General features: G+C 57.9%; 8 protein-coding genes. All 8 read left to right on the top strand.

Going from position 1 to position 16,431, the window contains the following annotated elements; translation table 11 throughout:
* Window positions 1-338: 338 nt before the first annotated feature.
* The 8 genes from RX972_RS24125 to RX972_RS24090 all read left to right on the top strand — a co-directional run bounded on the left by RX972_RS24125 (window position 339) and on the right by RX972_RS24090 (window position 16,291).
* Window positions 339-989 (top strand): GNAT family N-acetyltransferase, encoded by a 651-nt coding sequence (locus RX972_RS24125; protein WP_316879237.1) that lies wholly within the window; start codon window positions 339-341, stop codon window positions 987-989.
* Between the two features lie 66 nt (window positions 990-1,055).
* Complete coding sequence (locus RX972_RS24120; protein ID WP_316879235.1) at window positions 1,056-2,789, top strand: autotransporter assembly complex family protein; 1,734 nt, start codon at window positions 1,056-1,058, stop codon at window positions 2,787-2,789.
* The gene (locus RX972_RS24115) at window positions 2,786-6,475 is read left to right on the top strand and encodes a translocation/assembly module TamB domain-containing protein (protein ID WP_316879233.1); all 3,690 of its coding nucleotides are present in this window, start codon (window positions 2,786-2,788) and stop codon (window positions 6,473-6,475) included. The genes RX972_RS24120 and RX972_RS24115 overlap by 4 nt, the downstream gene beginning before the upstream one ends.
* Window positions 6,476-6,634: 159 nt before the next feature.
* Entirely contained in the window at window positions 6,635-7,135 is a 501-nt protein-coding gene (tpx, locus tag RX972_RS24110) for a thiol peroxidase (RefSeq protein ID WP_095093918.1), read from the top strand.
* Window positions 7,136-7,294: 159 nt separating this feature from the next.
* Window positions 7,295-8,605, top strand: coding sequence for an MdtA/MuxA family multidrug efflux RND transporter periplasmic adaptor subunit (locus RX972_RS24105; protein ID WP_122395351.1), 1,311 nt, complete (start codon window positions 7,295-7,297; stop codon window positions 8,603-8,605).
* On the top strand, window positions 8,602-11,712 hold the full coding sequence (locus RX972_RS24100; protein ID WP_027897984.1) for an MdtB/MuxB family multidrug efflux RND transporter permease subunit: 3,111 nt from the start codon (window positions 8,602-8,604) through the stop codon (window positions 11,710-11,712). The genes RX972_RS24105 and RX972_RS24100 overlap by 4 nt, the downstream gene beginning before the upstream one ends.
* The gene (locus RX972_RS24095) at window positions 11,709-14,816 is read left to right on the top strand and encodes a multidrug efflux RND transporter permease subunit (RefSeq protein WP_316879227.1); all 3,108 of its coding nucleotides are present in this window, start codon (window positions 11,709-11,711) and stop codon (window positions 14,814-14,816) included. The genes RX972_RS24100 and RX972_RS24095 overlap by 4 nt, the downstream gene beginning before the upstream one ends.
* Entirely contained in the window at window positions 14,813-16,291 is a 1,479-nt protein-coding gene (locus tag RX972_RS24090; RefSeq protein ID WP_316879225.1) for an efflux transporter outer membrane subunit, read from the top strand. The genes RX972_RS24095 and RX972_RS24090 overlap by 4 nt, the downstream gene beginning before the upstream one ends.
* Window positions 16,292-16,431: the final 140 nt, after the last annotated feature.

The raw sequence follows: 16,431 nt of genomic DNA, 5'->3' as shown, positions 1-16,431 counted from the left end.
ATGGCCCGTTGCGGCGGCCCACGGTTCAGGATCTGCGGGCGGGTACACCGAGCGACAGCGAGGTGCCGAGTGGTGGGCAAGAGCCTTTTGCTTACTTTTGGGCTCCTTTCAAAAGTGAGGCGCTGTAAAAGCGCAACCAATATCAGCCGTGACTCCGACAACGGATATGTACACAAACCACCATAGCTTCTAGCAAATACTTCCAAAGATGCCCAAGCACCTACGCGCCAAAAGACATCCCAAAAGGATATTGGAACTGTGGCTGCGAGCCATGACTCGAACCCTTGTAGCAATGGAGCGCTGCCGTCCGAGCTGCGCCGTTAATGAGAGGTTGTTCCATGCCAGAATCGTCTGCCATCGTGGCTGAAGTGCGTCAGCTCGACAGCGGTTACTCGAGGGAAACCCGCTCCCTGCTTTACGAAGCCTATCGCCGCGAACCGAGTTTCGCCTACCTGCTCAACGCTGAACGCAGCGGCTTTGACCAGCGCGTACGCGCCACAGTCAAAGCATTGGTCAAACAGCACTTTCTTCAGCAACTGCCCGCGATCGGCCTGTTCATCAATGACCGACTGGTCGGTGCAGCGCTGATCGCACCTCCGCAGCGACGCCTGGGTATTACCGAAAGCTGGGCGTGGCGCCTGCGCATGGTGCTCAGCGCCGGCTTCAACTGCACGCGCCGTTACCTGGAATACTACAACGCAGTCCTGGCGTGTCTGCCTTCAGAGTCCGTGCATGTATTACCTCTGCTCGGAATTCATCCAGAATTTCAAAGTGAACAGCTTGGTGAGCAACTGTTGCAGGCTGTCCATAATTGGTGCGCCGAAGATGAAAACTCCCAGGGCATCGTCCTCGATACGGGAAATGCGCGATATCTTGAGTTCTTTAAGCGACAGGGTTACGAGGAAATCGGTGAAGTGGCTGTAGGACCCGTCCTCGAACACGTATTTTTCCACCCAAATCCGCAGGTTTTACTGCAAGCCACGGCATAAAGGCATGAAATTTCAACTGCTTGGCGTGTTCCAGTGATAGCCGTTGCCCGTGTTAGCATTCGCGCCATGAAGTTTCTTGCAATGTTTACCAGCGGTTTGATTCTTGGTGTATCCAGCGTCACGGCGTTCGCCGAAGGACAGCTGGATGTAAAGGTCACGCCTGCCAATTCCGCGCTCAAAGCCAACATCGAAGGCTATGTGGGCAGTCCCGGCGAGCGTGATGCTGACAGCCTGCAGCATTTCAGCATCGGTGCCGAAGAGCAGGCGCAGCGCGCAGCGCAGGCGCTGGGTTATTACCAGGCGAAAATCACCAGTGAAGTAAAGACCGGTAAAGACAATCAGCCACACCTGGTTATCAAGGTTCAGCCGGGTGAGCCCATTCATTTGCGCAACGTCACGGTACGCATTGAAGGCGAAGCCGCTTCACTCAAGGCATTTCGGGTCCCCGAAGGCGATGCGCTGAAAAGTGGTGCGGTGCTGAATCATGGTCATTACGAAGACGCCAAGCGCCTGATCCTGAATCAGGCATCTCGCTATGGTTTCTTCTCCGGTCGGTTCATCCAGCAGCGTCTCTCGGTCGATCCTGCTGCCGGTATTGCCGACATCGATCTGGTTTACGACAGCGGTCCGCGCTATTCGCTGGGCAAAGTCAGCTTCAGTGGCGACGCGCCTTTTGATGACGACTTGCTGAAGCGCATGGTGCCGTTCAAGGAAAACACGCCTTACGATTCCGAACTGATTGCCGAACTGAATCAGGCGATGCAAACCAGTGGCTATTTCGAGGGCGTGCGTGTGGATGCGGCGCCGACCGCCGCTGTGGGCCAAGAGATTCCTGTCACTGTCCAGCTGGAGACACGTAAACCTCGCACCATGGGCCTCGGGCTGGGTTATTCAACGGACGTCGGACCGCGGGGCAAGGCCAACTGGACCCGGCACTGGGTCAATCCCCAAGGCCACAGCTACGGCATCGAAAGTGAATTGTCTGCACCGCGTCAGAACGTCGGCCTTTGGTATGACATCCCGCTGGACCCGCCGCTGACTGACAAGCTGCGCTTTGCAGGTGGGTATCAATACGAGGAGATCGCCGGGACTGACACGCTGAGCAAGCTGCTCACGGTTGGCCCGGAATGGCACAGCAAATTACCCAGCGGCTGGGAGCGGGTTGTCTCATTGAAGTGGCAGCGCGAGGAGTATCGACTGGGCAATGATTCGGGCCTCAGCACGCTGCTGATGCCGGGCGTCAGCTATTCCTATCTGCGAAGCGACAATCGTATCGATCCGCAAAATGGCTACCGCCTGCAGTTCGATGCTCAAGTCGCCAAGGAAGGGCTGATGTCCGATTCGAACCTGCTGCATGGCAATGTGTTGCTGAAGGGCCTGACCACGCTTTGGGACAATCACCGCTTTCTCGCCCGCGTGCAGTTCGGCGGCAACGCCACCAATGGCTATAAATCGATCCCGCCGTCTCTTCGCTTCTTCGCGGGTGGTGACCAAAGCGTTCGCGGTTATGACTATCAGACGCTTTCACCGGAAAACTCCGACGGTGACCGTATTGGCGGACGTTACATGGTGGCGGGCAGTGTCGAATACCAATACTCCATCGCTGAAAAATGGCGAGTAGCGACCTTCGTCGATCAAGGCAACTCTTTCGATACGCTGGAATTGCCGAGCCTCAAGACTGGCGTCGGCATTGGCGTGCGCTGGGTTTCACCGGTAGGCCCGTTGCGCCTGGATCTGGCTCATGCACTGGACGATGACGGCGGCATTCGGCTGCACTTTTCCATGGGGCCTGAGCTATGAAGCCGTTCAACTGGCGACGTTCGCTGAAGGCTCTTGGGTTGGCACTGGTCGCCATTGTGCTGCTGGTGTTTGTCAGTCTGTGGGGGCTACTGGGCACTGAGACGGGTAGCCGATGGGTGTTGGCACGCGTACCGGGTTTGCAGCTGCAAAACTTCAATGGCCGCCTGGGCGGGCAATGGCAGGCTGATCACTTGATTTGGCAACAAGAGGCCACTCGAGTCGAAATAGACAAACCGGTGTTGGACTGGTCGCCTGGGTGCCTGCTGAAAATGACCCTGTGTATCGAGCAGCTTCACGCTGATCAGGTTCGCCTGCAACTGGCCCCGGCTAACGATGCAGCGCAAAGCGAACCTTTGCAGTTGCCCGATCTGAAGCTGCCTTTGGCGATCCGTCTGGGCGATGTGCGTATCGGCAGTGTGTCACTGGATGGCAACGAGCAGGTCGCCGACTTAAAACTGGCCGCGCACTGGACCGCAGAAGGTTTGCGTCTGGATAACGTTCATGCGCGTCGGGATGATCTGGTGCTGGATCTGGCTGGCCTGATTCAGCCGTCCGGGGAGTGGCCTTTGTCCGCCACCGGTTTAGTGAAACTACCTGACATCGACGGTCGCGCCTGGACACTCAATCTGGATATCCAGGGTGATCTGCTCAAAACCCTGCAGCTCAAGGGCATCAGCAGTGGCTATCTGCAGGGCTTGCTGGACGGCGAACTGCAACCGCTGGCGGAGAACCTGCCCGCACAGTTAAGGATCAGTGCCGAACCGTTCAAAGCGACCGGCTCATTGCCGGATACCCTGCAACTCAATCAGTTACTACTGGATGCGAAGGGCGATCTTCAAAACGGTTATGAGCTACAGGGCTCGGCCAGTCTGCCTGCCGAGCAAGGTCCTGTGGCTCTGGCACTCAACGGGCGCGTTGATGCCAAGGGTGCAGTGATCGAGGCTCTTGATCTGAATGCCAGTGCCGAGCAGCACTTGAGTCTCAAAGGGGCATTGAACTGGGAACATGAGTTTCGTGCCGATGCGAAGCTCGACTGGCTTGATTTCCCCTGGCACCGCTTGTATCCACTGATCGAAGAACCACAGGTGGCCTTGCGCAAATTCACTGGGGAAGTGTCCTACACCGACGGTAAATATCTGGGGAATTTCAACGCCAATCTTGACGGTCCGGCAGGTGCGTTCAGTCTTGTGAGTCCATTCAGTGGTGATTTGACTCAAATCTTCCTGCCGCAATTGGAGATGGTTGCCGGGCAGGGTAAGGCCACAGGGCACCTCAACCTGCAATTTGCCGATGGCATCGGCTGGGATACTGCTCTGGACCTGAGCGCCATTGACCCTGCCTATTGGGTCGCGCAGATGCCGGGCACGCTGGCCGGACCGCTGCGCAGCAAAGGGCAGATCAGAAACGAGCAGCTGAGCCTGAGCGCGGATCTGGACCTAAAGGGACGACTGCGTGGTCAGCCTGCGGCTTTGCAGGTCAAAGCTGATGGCGCGGGTGACAAGTGGAATGTCGGCGCGCTTGAAGTGCGCCTCGGGGATAACCGGGTTCAAGGCAATGGAAGCCTCCAGCAGCGTCTGCTGGGTCAACTGGATATCAACCTGCCAAGATTGGGACAGCTATGGCCAGGGCTGCAAGGACAGGTCAAAGGCCGCCTTGATGTGGCCGGTACGTTGAACGCGCCCCAAGGCCAGTTGGGCATGCAAGGCTCGCAATTAGCGTTTCAAGGCAATCAACTAAAAACGCTGAACGTGAACGCCAGGCTCGATAACGCCCAGCGCGCCAACGTCGATATCAAAGGCAGCGGTATTCAAGTGGGCGACAAGCAACTGGGCACTCTTATTGTTGATGCTCAGGGCGATATCAAACGTCAGCAGATGAAGCTCGACTTGCAGGGGCCACTGCTAAAACTGGCGCTGGGTCTGGACGGTAACCTCGACAAGGGCAACTGGCGCGGAAGGCTGTCCAGTGGCGATGTGCAGACGGGTGGTCAACGCTGGCAATTGCAGCAACCGGCCAGGCTCGAGCGTCTGGCTGACGGCAAGGTGAACTTTGGTGCACATTGCTGGCTCTCCGGCGCGGCCAGTCTGTGTGGTGAAGATCAGCGCCTGATGCCCGAACCGCGTCTGCGTTACCACTTGAAGAATTTCCCTCTCGACAGTCTGGCTCAGTGGCTTCCAAAGGATTTCGCCTGGAAAGGCTCGCTTAATGCTGACGTGCAACTCGATGTGCCTGCCGCTGGCCCTAACGGTCAAATTACGGTGAATACCAGCGGTGGGGCGCTGCGCATCAAGGAGAAGGATCAGTGGCTGGACTTCCCTTACGAGAGTTTGGTTCTGACCAGCAAACTGACCCCGAAACTGATCGACAGTCGCCTGGATTTCCGTGGTGGAAAGCTTGGGACGTTGCAGGTAAACGCCCGCATTGATCCACTGGCGCAGAACAAGACCTTGAGTGGCGACTTCAACCTGAGCGGGCTTGATCTGTCCATTGCCCGCCCGTTCCTGCCGATGGTGCAGAAGCTCAATGGGCGCTTGAATGGCAGCGGACGTTTGTCTGGTGGTCTTCTTGCGCCGCAAGTGAACGGCAGCGTAAACCTCAGTGGTGGCGAGGTATCCGGGCCAGAGTTGCCGATGAGCGTGCAGGACTTGCAGATTCAGGCGCTGATCGCCGGAGAAAACGTTCAGCTCGACGGCCGCTGGAAAAGTGGCGATACCGGGGTAGGGCGTCTGGCCGGGCAGATTGGATGGAGTCAGGCGCTGGCGGTCGATCTAAGCGTCAAAGGTTCGCGTCTGCCAATTATGGTTGAACCTTATGCCAGACTCGAAGCTGCGCCTGACCTGAAAATCTCCATGCAGGGTGGTCGCCTGGGTATCTCCGGCAAAGTATTGATTCCCCAAGGCACGATAACTGTTCGCGAGCTGCCGCCGTCCACAGTCAAATTGTCAGGCGACACGGTGATCGTTGGGCAGCAAACAGAGGAGGGGGAGCCGCCACTGGCGATGGCCATGGACATCGACGTTCAGGTAGGGCAGGAAAAACTCAGTTTTACAGGCTTTGGATTGACGGCCGACCTCGCGGGGCGGGTGCACATTGGTGACAACCTGGACACTCGCGGCGAACTCAACCTCAACAATGGCCGCTATCGCGCCTATGGGCAGCGATTGACGATTCGCAAAGCGCGGCTGTTGTTTGCCGGGCCAATCGATCAACCGTATCTGGATGTGGAGGCTATTCGGCAAACAGATGATGTCGTCGCAGGCATTCGGTTATCGGGCAGTGCCGAGCAACCGACCACCACGGTATTCTCCGAGCCCGCCATGAGTCAGGAGCAGGCGCTGTCCTACCTGGTGCTGGGAAGGCCGTTGAACAACACGGGCGAAGACAGCAACATGATGGCCCAGGCTGCCTTGGCGCTAGGGCTGGCGGGCAGTGAGTCCACCACTGGCAAGCTGGCCAAGGATCTGGGCATTCGTGACTTTGAACTGGACACCTCGGGCTCGGGGGAAAAAACCAACGTCGTCGCCAGCGGTAAAATTACCGACAAACTTAGTTTGCGCTATGGCGTCGGGGTGTTCGAACCAGCGAATACCATCGCCCTGCGCTACATGTTGAGCAAAAAGGTCTACCTGGAAGCTGCAAGTGGTCTGGCCAGTTCGCTGGATATTTTTTACAAACGGGATTTTTGACAAAACCCATGTATCTGCTGGAATTGGATTGCTCCCGCAGGGGCGAGCGTTCCAGAGCAGTAACGCGATTTTATTAACAACCACCTGCACTCTAGGTCGATCAACACTTTCATGGTTAACTTCTCCGTCTAATCAACCCGTGGAAAAAGGACTCAGTTCATGGCTCAAGTGACTCGCAGAGGCAACCCTGTCCAAATCAATGGCGAACTGCCAAAAGTCGGCGCTGCGGCTCCGGCATTTTCGCTGGTCGGCGGTGATCTGGCTGACGTGACCCTGGCTGACTTTGCCGGCAAGCGCAAAGTGCTGAACATCTTCCCAAGCGTCGACACACCGACCTGCGCAACTTCCGTTCGCAAGTTCAACGCCCAGGCCAATGACCTGACTAACACCGTCGTGCTGTGTATTTCCGCCGACCTGCCGTTCGCCCAGGCGCGCTTTTGCGGTGCGGAAGGTCTGGAAAACGTGAAAAATCTCTCCACCCTGCGTGGCGGCGAGTTCATGGAAAACTACGGTGTTGCCATTGCTGACGGCCCTATGGTTGGTCTGACCACTCGTGCTGTCGTCGTACTGGATGAGAACGATAAAGTGCTGCACAGCGAACTGGTCCCGGAAATCGGCCAGGAACCTGACTACGATGCAGCATTGGCCGTATTGAAGTAACACCTGGCAATACCTGGACGGCCTGAATATGTTCAGGCCGTTTTCGTTTACGCTTCAGCTGTTTAACAAAAGTAAGGACAAAGTAAATTGCCGGTAAAGGCGCTTTGCTTGTCACGCATCTGTGCTTATTGTTCAGCCTCCTGAAAAGCCCCATCCGCAATGGTTGATTTATTCATGCAATCGTCTGGCCCCCGTAGTTCCCGTCGCTGGCTCATCAGCCTGTTGGTCCTGTTGATTATCGTCGGCTTGTGCTGGTGGTTGTGGCCTGCATCTGCGCCGGGCAAAGACGGCGCGCACCGCAAATCAGGCAGTACGGCCGAAAGTGGCGTGGCGCGTCCTGGCTTTGGTGGTTCTACTATTCCCGTGCCGGTTCGGGTGGCTCCGGCAGTGCTGGGTGATTTCCCGATTTACTACAAGGCACTGGGCACCGTGACGGCGATGAACACCATCAATGTGCGCAGCCGGGTGGCGGGCGAACTGGTCAAGATCAACTTTCAGGAAGGGCAAATGGTCAAGGCCGGGGACTTGCTGGCCGAGATTGATCCACGCAGTTATCAGATCGCCCTGCAGCAGGCGGAAGGTACACTGGCGACCAATCAGGCTCTGCTGAAAAACGCCCAACTGGACGTGCAGCGCTATCGTGGTCTGTATGCCGAAGACAGTATTGCCAAGCAGACGCTGGATACCGCCGAATCGCTGGTCAATCAGTATCAAGGCACGATCAAGACTAATCAGGCAGCGGTAGGCGACGCCAAACTCAATCTTGAATTCACCCGCATTCGTGCCCCGATTGCCGGGCGTATCGGCCTCAAGCAACTGGACGTCGGCAATCTGGTGGCGGCCAATGACACCACGGCGCTGGTGATCATCACCCAGACCAAACCCATTACCGTTGCTTTCACGCTGCCCGAGAAAGACCTGGCCAACGTAATTACCCGCTACCGCAGTGGCGACAAGCTGCCGGTGGAGGCCTGGGATCGCGGTGACTTGAAGCAGCAGGCCCAAGGCGTGCTGGCGAGTCTTGACAACCAGATCGATGTGGCCACCGGAACGCTGAAGTTCAAGGCCCGCTTCGATAACCAGAACGAAGTGCTGTTCCCTAACCAGTTCGTCAATGTGCATCTGTTGGCCGATACCCTCAAGCAGGCTGTCCTGGTGCCTACCGCTGCGATTCAGTTCGGTACCAACGGCACCTTTGTGTACGCGATGGATGGCGACAACAAGGTCAAGATCCGCGCACTCAAGACTGGCGCCAACAACGAACAACTGACAGTGGTCAGCGAAGGGCTGTCTGCCGGGGATCGTGTCGTGCTGGAGGGCACTGACCGCCTGCGGGATGGCGCTACGGTAGAAGTGGTCAGCGACAGCAAGGATGTCCCGACGACCCCTGGTCAGCAGCTACAGGGTAAGCCGGGCAAGAATACTGATGAGTCGGCGTCGGTTGGCAAGGCGGAAAGCACTCGCGCATGAACATCTCCAGACTGTTCATCCTGCGGCCGGTCGCAACGACCCTGAGCATGCTCGCCATCGTTCTGGCCGGTTTGATCGCTTACAAGTTGCTCCCGGTATCTGCACTGCCGCAAGTCGATTACCCGACTATCCGCGTCATGACGTTGTACCCGGGCGCCAGTCCGCAAGTGATGACCAGCGCCGTCACCGCGCCTCTTGAGCGCCAGTTTGGACAAATGCCGGGGCTGAGTCAGATGGCGTCCACCAGTTCCGGTGGTGCGTCGGTGATTACCTTGCGATTCAGTCTCGACCTGAATATGGACGTGGCCGAGCAGTCGGTACAGGCCGCGATCAACGCTGCGACCAATCTTCTGCCCACCGATTTGCCGGCTCCTCCGGTTTATAACAAGGTCAACCCGGCAGACACCCCGGTCCTGACCCTGGCTATTACGTCCAAGACCATGTTGTTGCCCAAACTCAACGATCTGGTCGACACGCGCATGGCGCAAAAGATTTCCCAGATCAGCGGCGTCGGCATGGTCAGCATTGCCGGTGGCCAGCGTCAGGCGGTGCGGATAAAGGTCAATCCCGAGGCACTGGCCGCCAACGGCCTGAACCTTGAGGATGTGCGTACCTTGATTGGTGCGTCCAACGTCAATCAGCCCAAGGGTAATTTCGACGGTCCAACCCGGGTGTCGATGCTCGACGCCAATGACCAGCTCAAGTCCCCTGAGGAATACGCCAATCTGATTCTGGCCTACAGCAACGGCGCGCCGCTGCGCCTCAAGGATGTAGCGGAAATCGTCGACGGTGCCGAGAACGAGCGTCTTGCGGCCTGGGCCAACGAGAATCAGGCGGTGCTCCTCAACATCCAGCGTCAGCCGGGTGCCAACGTTATCGAGGTTGTGGATCGCATCAAGGCGTTGCTGCCGAGCATCACCGATAACTTGCCTGCGGGGCTGGATGTTGTGGTTCTGACGGACCGGACCCAGACGATCCGGGCCTCGGTCAAAGACGTGCAACACGAATTGCTTATTGCCATCGTGTTGGTGGTATTGGTGACTTTCCTGTTTCTGCGTCGATTCAGCGCCACGATTATTCCGTCGATTGCAGTACCGCTGTCTCTGGTGGGCACCTTCGGGGTGATGTACCTGGCGGGTTTTTCGGTCAACAACCTGACATTGATGGCCATGACGATTGCCACCGGTTTCGTGGTCGACGATGCCATCGTTATGCTGGAAAACATCTCACGACATATCGAAGAGGGTGAATCACCGATGCAGGCGGCGCTCAAGGGCGCGAAGCAGATTGGCTTTACGCTGGTGTCGCTGACGATCTCCCTGATTGCCGTATTGATTCCGCTGCTGTTCATGGCTGACGTAGTAGGGCGGTTGTTCCGCGAGTTTGCGATCACCCTGGCGGTGGCGATCCTGATATCGCTGGTTGTGTCGCTGACCCTGACGCCCATGATGTGCGCCCGGTTGCTCAAGCGTGAACCCAGGGAAGAAGAGCAAAGCCGCTTCTACCGCGCCAGCGGTGCCTGGCTGGACTGGCTGGTTGAAGCGTACGGCAACAAGTTGCGTTGGGTGCTCAAGCATCAGCCGCTGACGTTGCTGGTGGCGATTGCCACGCTGGCATTGACCGTCTTCCTTTACATGGTGGTGCCCAAGGGCTTCTTCCCGGTGCAGGACACCGGCGTGATTCAGGGGATTTCCGAGGCACCGCAATCGATTTCCTTCGCCGCCATGAGCGAGCGACAGCAGTCACTGGCGAAAATCATTCTGCAAGATCCCGACGTGACCAGTCTTTCGTCCTACATCGGTGTGGATGGCGATAACGCGACTCTGAACAGCGGGCGTCTGCTGATTAACCTGAAGTCCCACGGCGATCGGGATGTCACCGCAACCGAGATCATCCAGCGCTTGCAGCCGCAACTGGACAAGCTGTCCGGCATACGTCTGTTCCTGCAGCCTGTTCAGGACCTGACCATTGAGGACCGGGTCAGCCGTACCCAGTATCAGTTCAGCATGTCCTCCCCGGACGCCGAATTACTGAGTCTGTGGAGCGGTCGGCTGGTGGATGCGCTGAGCAAGCGTCCGGAACTGACGGATGTTGCCAGCGATTTGCAGGACAAGGGTTTACAGGTCTATCTGGCAATCGACCGTGATGCGGCGAGTCGTGTCGGCGTGACGGTGGCAAACATCACCGATGCGTTGTATGACGCGTTTGGTCAACGGCAGATTTCGACGATCTACACTCAGGCCAGTCAGTATCGGGTGGTCTTGCAGGCCGCATCCGCCAGCGAATTGGGGCCTCAGGCGCTAGAGCAGATTCACGTCAAGACCACCGACGGTGCACAGGTCAAACTGTCGAGTCTGGCCCATGTGGAACAACGTCAGGCGCAACTGGCGATAACACATCTGGGGCAGTTCCCGGCAGTCATGATGTCTTTCAACCTGGCGCCGAATGTTGCACTGGGGTCAGCGGTGGAGATCATTCAGCAGGTCGAGAAAGACATTGGCATGCCCATTGGCGTACAGACCGAGTTTCAGGGGGCAGCGCAAGCCTTCCAGGCTTCGTTGTCCAGCACCTTGCTGCTGATCCTAGCGGCCGTTGTGACCATGTATATCGTGCTGGGCGTGCTCTACGAGAGCTACATCCATCCGATCACCATTCTTTCAACGTTGCCGTCAGCGGCGGTGGGGGCCTTGCTGGCGTTGCTGATCAGTGGCAACGATCTGGGCATGATCGCGATTATCGGCATCATCCTGTTGATCGGTATCGTCAAGAAAAACGCCATCATGATGATCGACTTCGCCCTCGATGCTGAGCGCAACCGGGGGGTGGATCCTGAAACAGCCATTTATGAGGCGGCTTTGCTGCGCTTCCGGCCGATTCTGATGACGACAATGGCGGCATTGTTTGGCGCCGTGCCGCTGATGCTGGCCAGCGGTTCTGGCGCTGAGCTGCGTCAACCGTTGGGTCTGGTGATGGTTGGCGGCTTGATGTTGAGCCAGGTGTTGACCTTGTTTACGACACCGGTGATTTACCTGTACTTCGATCGCATGGGCCGCCGCTGGGGCCGTAAACCGGACGCTGATGCGCGTCTGGAGCAGGCCGACGCATGAACCTGTCCGGTCCTTTCATACGCAGGCCGGTAGCAACCATGCTGCTGAGCCTGGCGATCATGCTGTTGGGCGGCGTCAGTTTCGGCTTGCTGCCCGTCGCACCGCTGCCAAACATGGATTTCCCGGTCATCGTGGTTTCCGCCAGTTTGCCGGGTGCCAGCCCCGAGATCATGGCATCCAGTGTCGCGACGCCGCTGGAGCGTTCGCTGGGATCGATTGCCGGTATTAACACCATGAGCAGTCGTTCGAGCCAGGGGTCCACACGGGTCATCCTGCAATTCGACCTGGACCGCGACATCAACGGCGCGGCGCGGGAAGTGCAGGCGGCGATCAATGCCTCGCGAAACCTGCTGCCCAGCGGTATGCGCAGCATGCCCACCTACAAAAAGGTCAACCCGTCCCAGGCGCCGATCATGGTCCTGTCGCTGACGTCCGAGGTGCTGGAGAAGGGCGAACTGTATGACCTGGCGTCAACCATCCTTTCCCAAAGCCTGTCTCAGGTCAGCGGTGTGGGTGAAGTACAGATCGGCGGCAGCTCGTTGCCTGCGGTACGTATCGAACTTGAGCCGCAGTTGCTTGACCAGTATGGCGTGTCCCTCGATGAGGTGCGGACGGCGGTCAACAACGCCAACGTCCGTCGTCCGAAAGGGGCAGTGGAAAACTCCCGGTATAACTGGCAGGTTCAGGCCAACGACCAACTGGAAAAAGCCTCGGATTATGAGTCGTTGATCATCCGTTATCAGGATGGCGCAGCGCTGCGGCTCAAGGATGTCGCGAAAGTCAGCGATGGTGTGGAGAACCGCTACAACTCAGGCTTCTTCAACAAAAAACCTGCCGTGCTGCTGGTTATAAACCGGCAGGCGGGGGCCAACATTATTGAAACCGTGGCGCAGATCAAGGCGCAATTGCCGGCCCTGGAGGCTGTCTTGCCCGCCAGCGCCACGCTGAAGCTGGCGATGGACCGTTCGCCAGTCATCAAGGCGACGCTGCACGAAGCAGAGATGACGCTGTTGATCGCGGTGATTCTGGTAATCCTCGTGGTGTACCTGTTTCTCGGAAACTTCCGGGCTTCGCTGATCCCGACCCTGGCAGTTCCGGTGTCCCTGGTGGGCACTTTCGCGATCATGTACCTGTACGGTTTTTCCCTGAATAACCTGTCGCTGATGGCGTTGATTCTGGCCACCGGGCTGGTGGTCGATGACGCCATTGTGGTCCTGGAAAACATTTCCCGACACATCGATAAAGGCGTTGCCCCGATGCAGGCGGCGTACCTCGGTGCGAAGGAAGTGGGCTTCACGCTGTTGGCCATGAACGTGTCGCTGGTGGCGGTGTTCATCTCGATTCTGTTCATGGGCGGGCTGGTGGAAAGCCTGTTCCGCGAGTTCTCCATTACGCTTTCGGCGTCGATCATCGTCTCGTTGCTGGTTTCCCTGACACTGACGCCTATGCTGTGCGCGCGCTGGCTCAAGCCGCATGTGCCAGGCAGCGAGAACAGGCTGCAACGCTGGAGCAACCGGGTCAATGACCGCATGGTGGCAGGCTACGACCGCAGTCTCGGCTGGGTGATGCGTCATCGACGTCTGACGCTGTTGAGCCTGTTGGTCACAGTGGTAGTCAACGTTGCGTTGTATGTGGTGGTGCCCAAGACATTCCTGCCGACTCAGGACACCGGGCAACTGATGGGCTTTGTGCGGGGCGATGACGGCCTTTCGTTCACGGTCATGCAGCCGAAGATGGAGATATTCCGCGATGCGATACTCGCCGATCCGGCTGTAGATACAGTGACAGGCTTCATCGGTGGTACCAACGGCACCAATAACGCGTTCATGCTGGTGCGGCTCAAGCCCATATCCGAGCGCAAACTCAGCGCCGAACAGGTCGTAGAACGTTTGCGCAAGGAAATGCCCAAGGTGCCGGGCGGACGCGTTTTTCTGGCCCCGGATCAGGACTTGCAACTGGGCGGTGGCCGCGAGCAGACCACATCGGCCTATCAATACATTCTGCAAAGCGGCGACCTGAATGCGTTGCGTGAGTGGTATCCGAAAGTGGTTACAGCGCTCAAATCCCTGCCGGAGCTGACGGCCATCGATGCCCGGGAAGGACGCGGTGCTCAACAGGTTACGTTGCAGGTTGACCGTGACGCCGCCAAACGTCTGGGCATCGATATGGACATGGTGACTGCGGTGCTTAACAACGCCTACAGCCAGCGTCAGGTGTCGACGATTTACGACAGCCTCAACCAGTACAAAGTGGTGATGGAGGTCAATCCCCGGTTTGCTCAGGACCCGGCGACCCTTGAGCAGGTTCAGGTGATTACTGCGGACGGCAATCGCGTGCCGCTGTCGAGCATCGCACGCTATGAGCGCAGTCTGGCCGACGACACGGTTTCCCATGACGGTCAGTTTGCTTCGGAAAACATCTCATTCGATCTGGCCGAAGGCTATAGCCTCGATCAGGCCACAGTTGCCATTGAGCGCGCCGTCGCGGGGGTCGGCTTGCCTTCGGATGTGATCGCGAAGATGGCCGGTACCGCCGATGCGTTCGCCGCGACCCAGAAAAGCCAGCCGTGGATGATTCTCGGTGCCTTGCTGGCGGTTTATCTGGTGCTGGGCATCCTGTACGAAAGCTACATTCATCCGCTGACGATTCTGTCCACGCTACCGTCGGCCGGAGTAGGGGCCTTGCTGAGCATTTACGTGCTGGGTTCGCAATTCAGCCTGATCTCGTTGCTGGGCCTGTTCCTTCTGATTGGGGTCGTGAAGAAAAACGCGATCATGATGATTGACCTCGCGCTGCAACTTGAGCGCGACAGTGGCATGAGTCCCGAAGCGTCGATTCGCGCCGCCTGCCTGCAGCGTCTACGGCCTATTCTGATGACGACCATGGCAGCCATACTCGGGGCTCTGCCGCTGCTGTTGAGCACAGCGGATGGCGCTGAAATGCGTCGTCCACTGGGTCTGTGCATCATCGGCGGTCTGGTGTTCAGCCAGGTCCTGACCCTTTACACCACTCCGGTGGTTTACCTCTATCTCGACCGTTTACGCCATCGTTTCAATAAATGGCGTGGCGTGCGCACCGATGCCGCTCTGGAAACTCCGCTATGACCGCACAGCAGAAGATCAAATCCTTCAAACTCCGGCCAGGACGCGCGCTGTGTCTGGCGTTGTGTGCTGCGCTATTGAGTGCCTGCGCGGTCGGGCCGGATTATCAAAAGCCTGAAATGCCGACGCCTGCGCAGTTCAAAGCGGCTGAAGGCTGGACCCAGGCCACACCCAGTGATGCGATGGCCCGGGGTGCCTGGTGGGAAGTTTACGGCGACACCCAGCTCAATGGACTGGTAGAGAAACTCAACAGCTCCAACCAGACCGTCGCCCAGTACGAGGCTCAATACCGTCAGGCCAGGGCGCTGGTTCGCAGTTCTCGCGGGGCGTTCTTCCCGACTCTCGATTTCTCCGCTGGCAAAACCCGTTCAAGCCAGGGCACGGGCAGCAGCAGTTCCAGCCTGAGCAGTTCCAGCAGCGGTATTCGTGATACGTACAACACTCAGTTGGGCGTGAGCTGGGAAGCCGATATCTGGGGCAAGTTGCGTCGCGGACTGGAAGCCGATACTGCCAGCGCCCAGGCCAGTCTTGGCGATCTCGCTGCCATGCGGTTGAGCCTGCAATCAGAGTTGGTGCAGAACTACCTGCAACTGCGGGTGATTGACGAGCAAAAGCGTTTGCTGGAGGCCACTGTCGAGGCTTATCAGCGCTCATTGAGACTGACCCAGAATCAATACCGCGCCGGAATCTCCGGGCGTGATTCTGTGGCTCAGGCGCAAACCCAACTGAAAAGTACTCAGGCTGATCTGATCGATCTGGTCTGGCAGCGTGCTCAGTTCGAGAACGCCATTGCCGTGTTGATGGGGCAGGCTCCGGCGAACTTCAATCTGGTGGCCAGCACCTCTATTCCGGCGCTGCCAGCGATTCCTCTGGAGTTGCCGTCGCAGTTGCTTGAGCGTCGCCCGGATATCGCGGCGGCCGAGCGTTCGGTGATGGCGGCCAACGCCAACATCGGTATCGCCAAGGCGGCGTATTACCCGGACCTCACCCTGAGCATGAGCGGTGGTTACAGCAGCAGTACATTCTCCAACTGGATCACCTTGCCCAATCGTTTCTGGTCGGTGGGCCCGCAGTTGGCGATGACGCTGTTCGATGGCGGTCAGCGTTCAGCGGAAGTGGATCGCACCGAAGCGGTGTACGACCAGACCGTGGCGCAGTACCGCCAGACTGTCCTGACTGGCTTCCAGGAAGTGGAAAATTACCTGACCCAGCTGAAAGTCTATGAAGACGAAGCCAGCGTGCGCGCCGAGGCACTGGACGCTGCCCGTGAATCTCTGCGCCTGACCAGCAATCAGTACAAGGCTGGCCTCATTGGTTACCTGGACGTGGTCAACGTCCAGGCCACCGCCCTGAGCAATGAGCGCAGCGTGCTGACCTTGCTGCAAAGTCGTCTTATTGCCAGTGTTCAACTGATCGCTGCACTGGGCGGTGGATGGGATGCGCAGAGTGGTCTGGATATGCAGGCGGACAAGGATTGAGGGGACTGATTTTGCTCTGGTTATTCAAAGAGTGTGAATTCGAATGCGATCAAGCTGTGGGGGCAGAGCTTGATCTGGGCGGCATCTCGGCGATAAACGATAACGCGGAATGTCTCTAAGCTGCGTCTCATGCATCGCGG

The organism is Pseudomonas syringae group sp. J309-1 (assembly GCF_032582135.1).
Classification (GTDB): Bacteria; Pseudomonadota; Gammaproteobacteria; order Pseudomonadales; family Pseudomonadaceae; genus Aquipseudomonas; species Aquipseudomonas quasicaspiana.
This window is presented reverse-complemented; position numbering and strand designations above follow the sequence as displayed.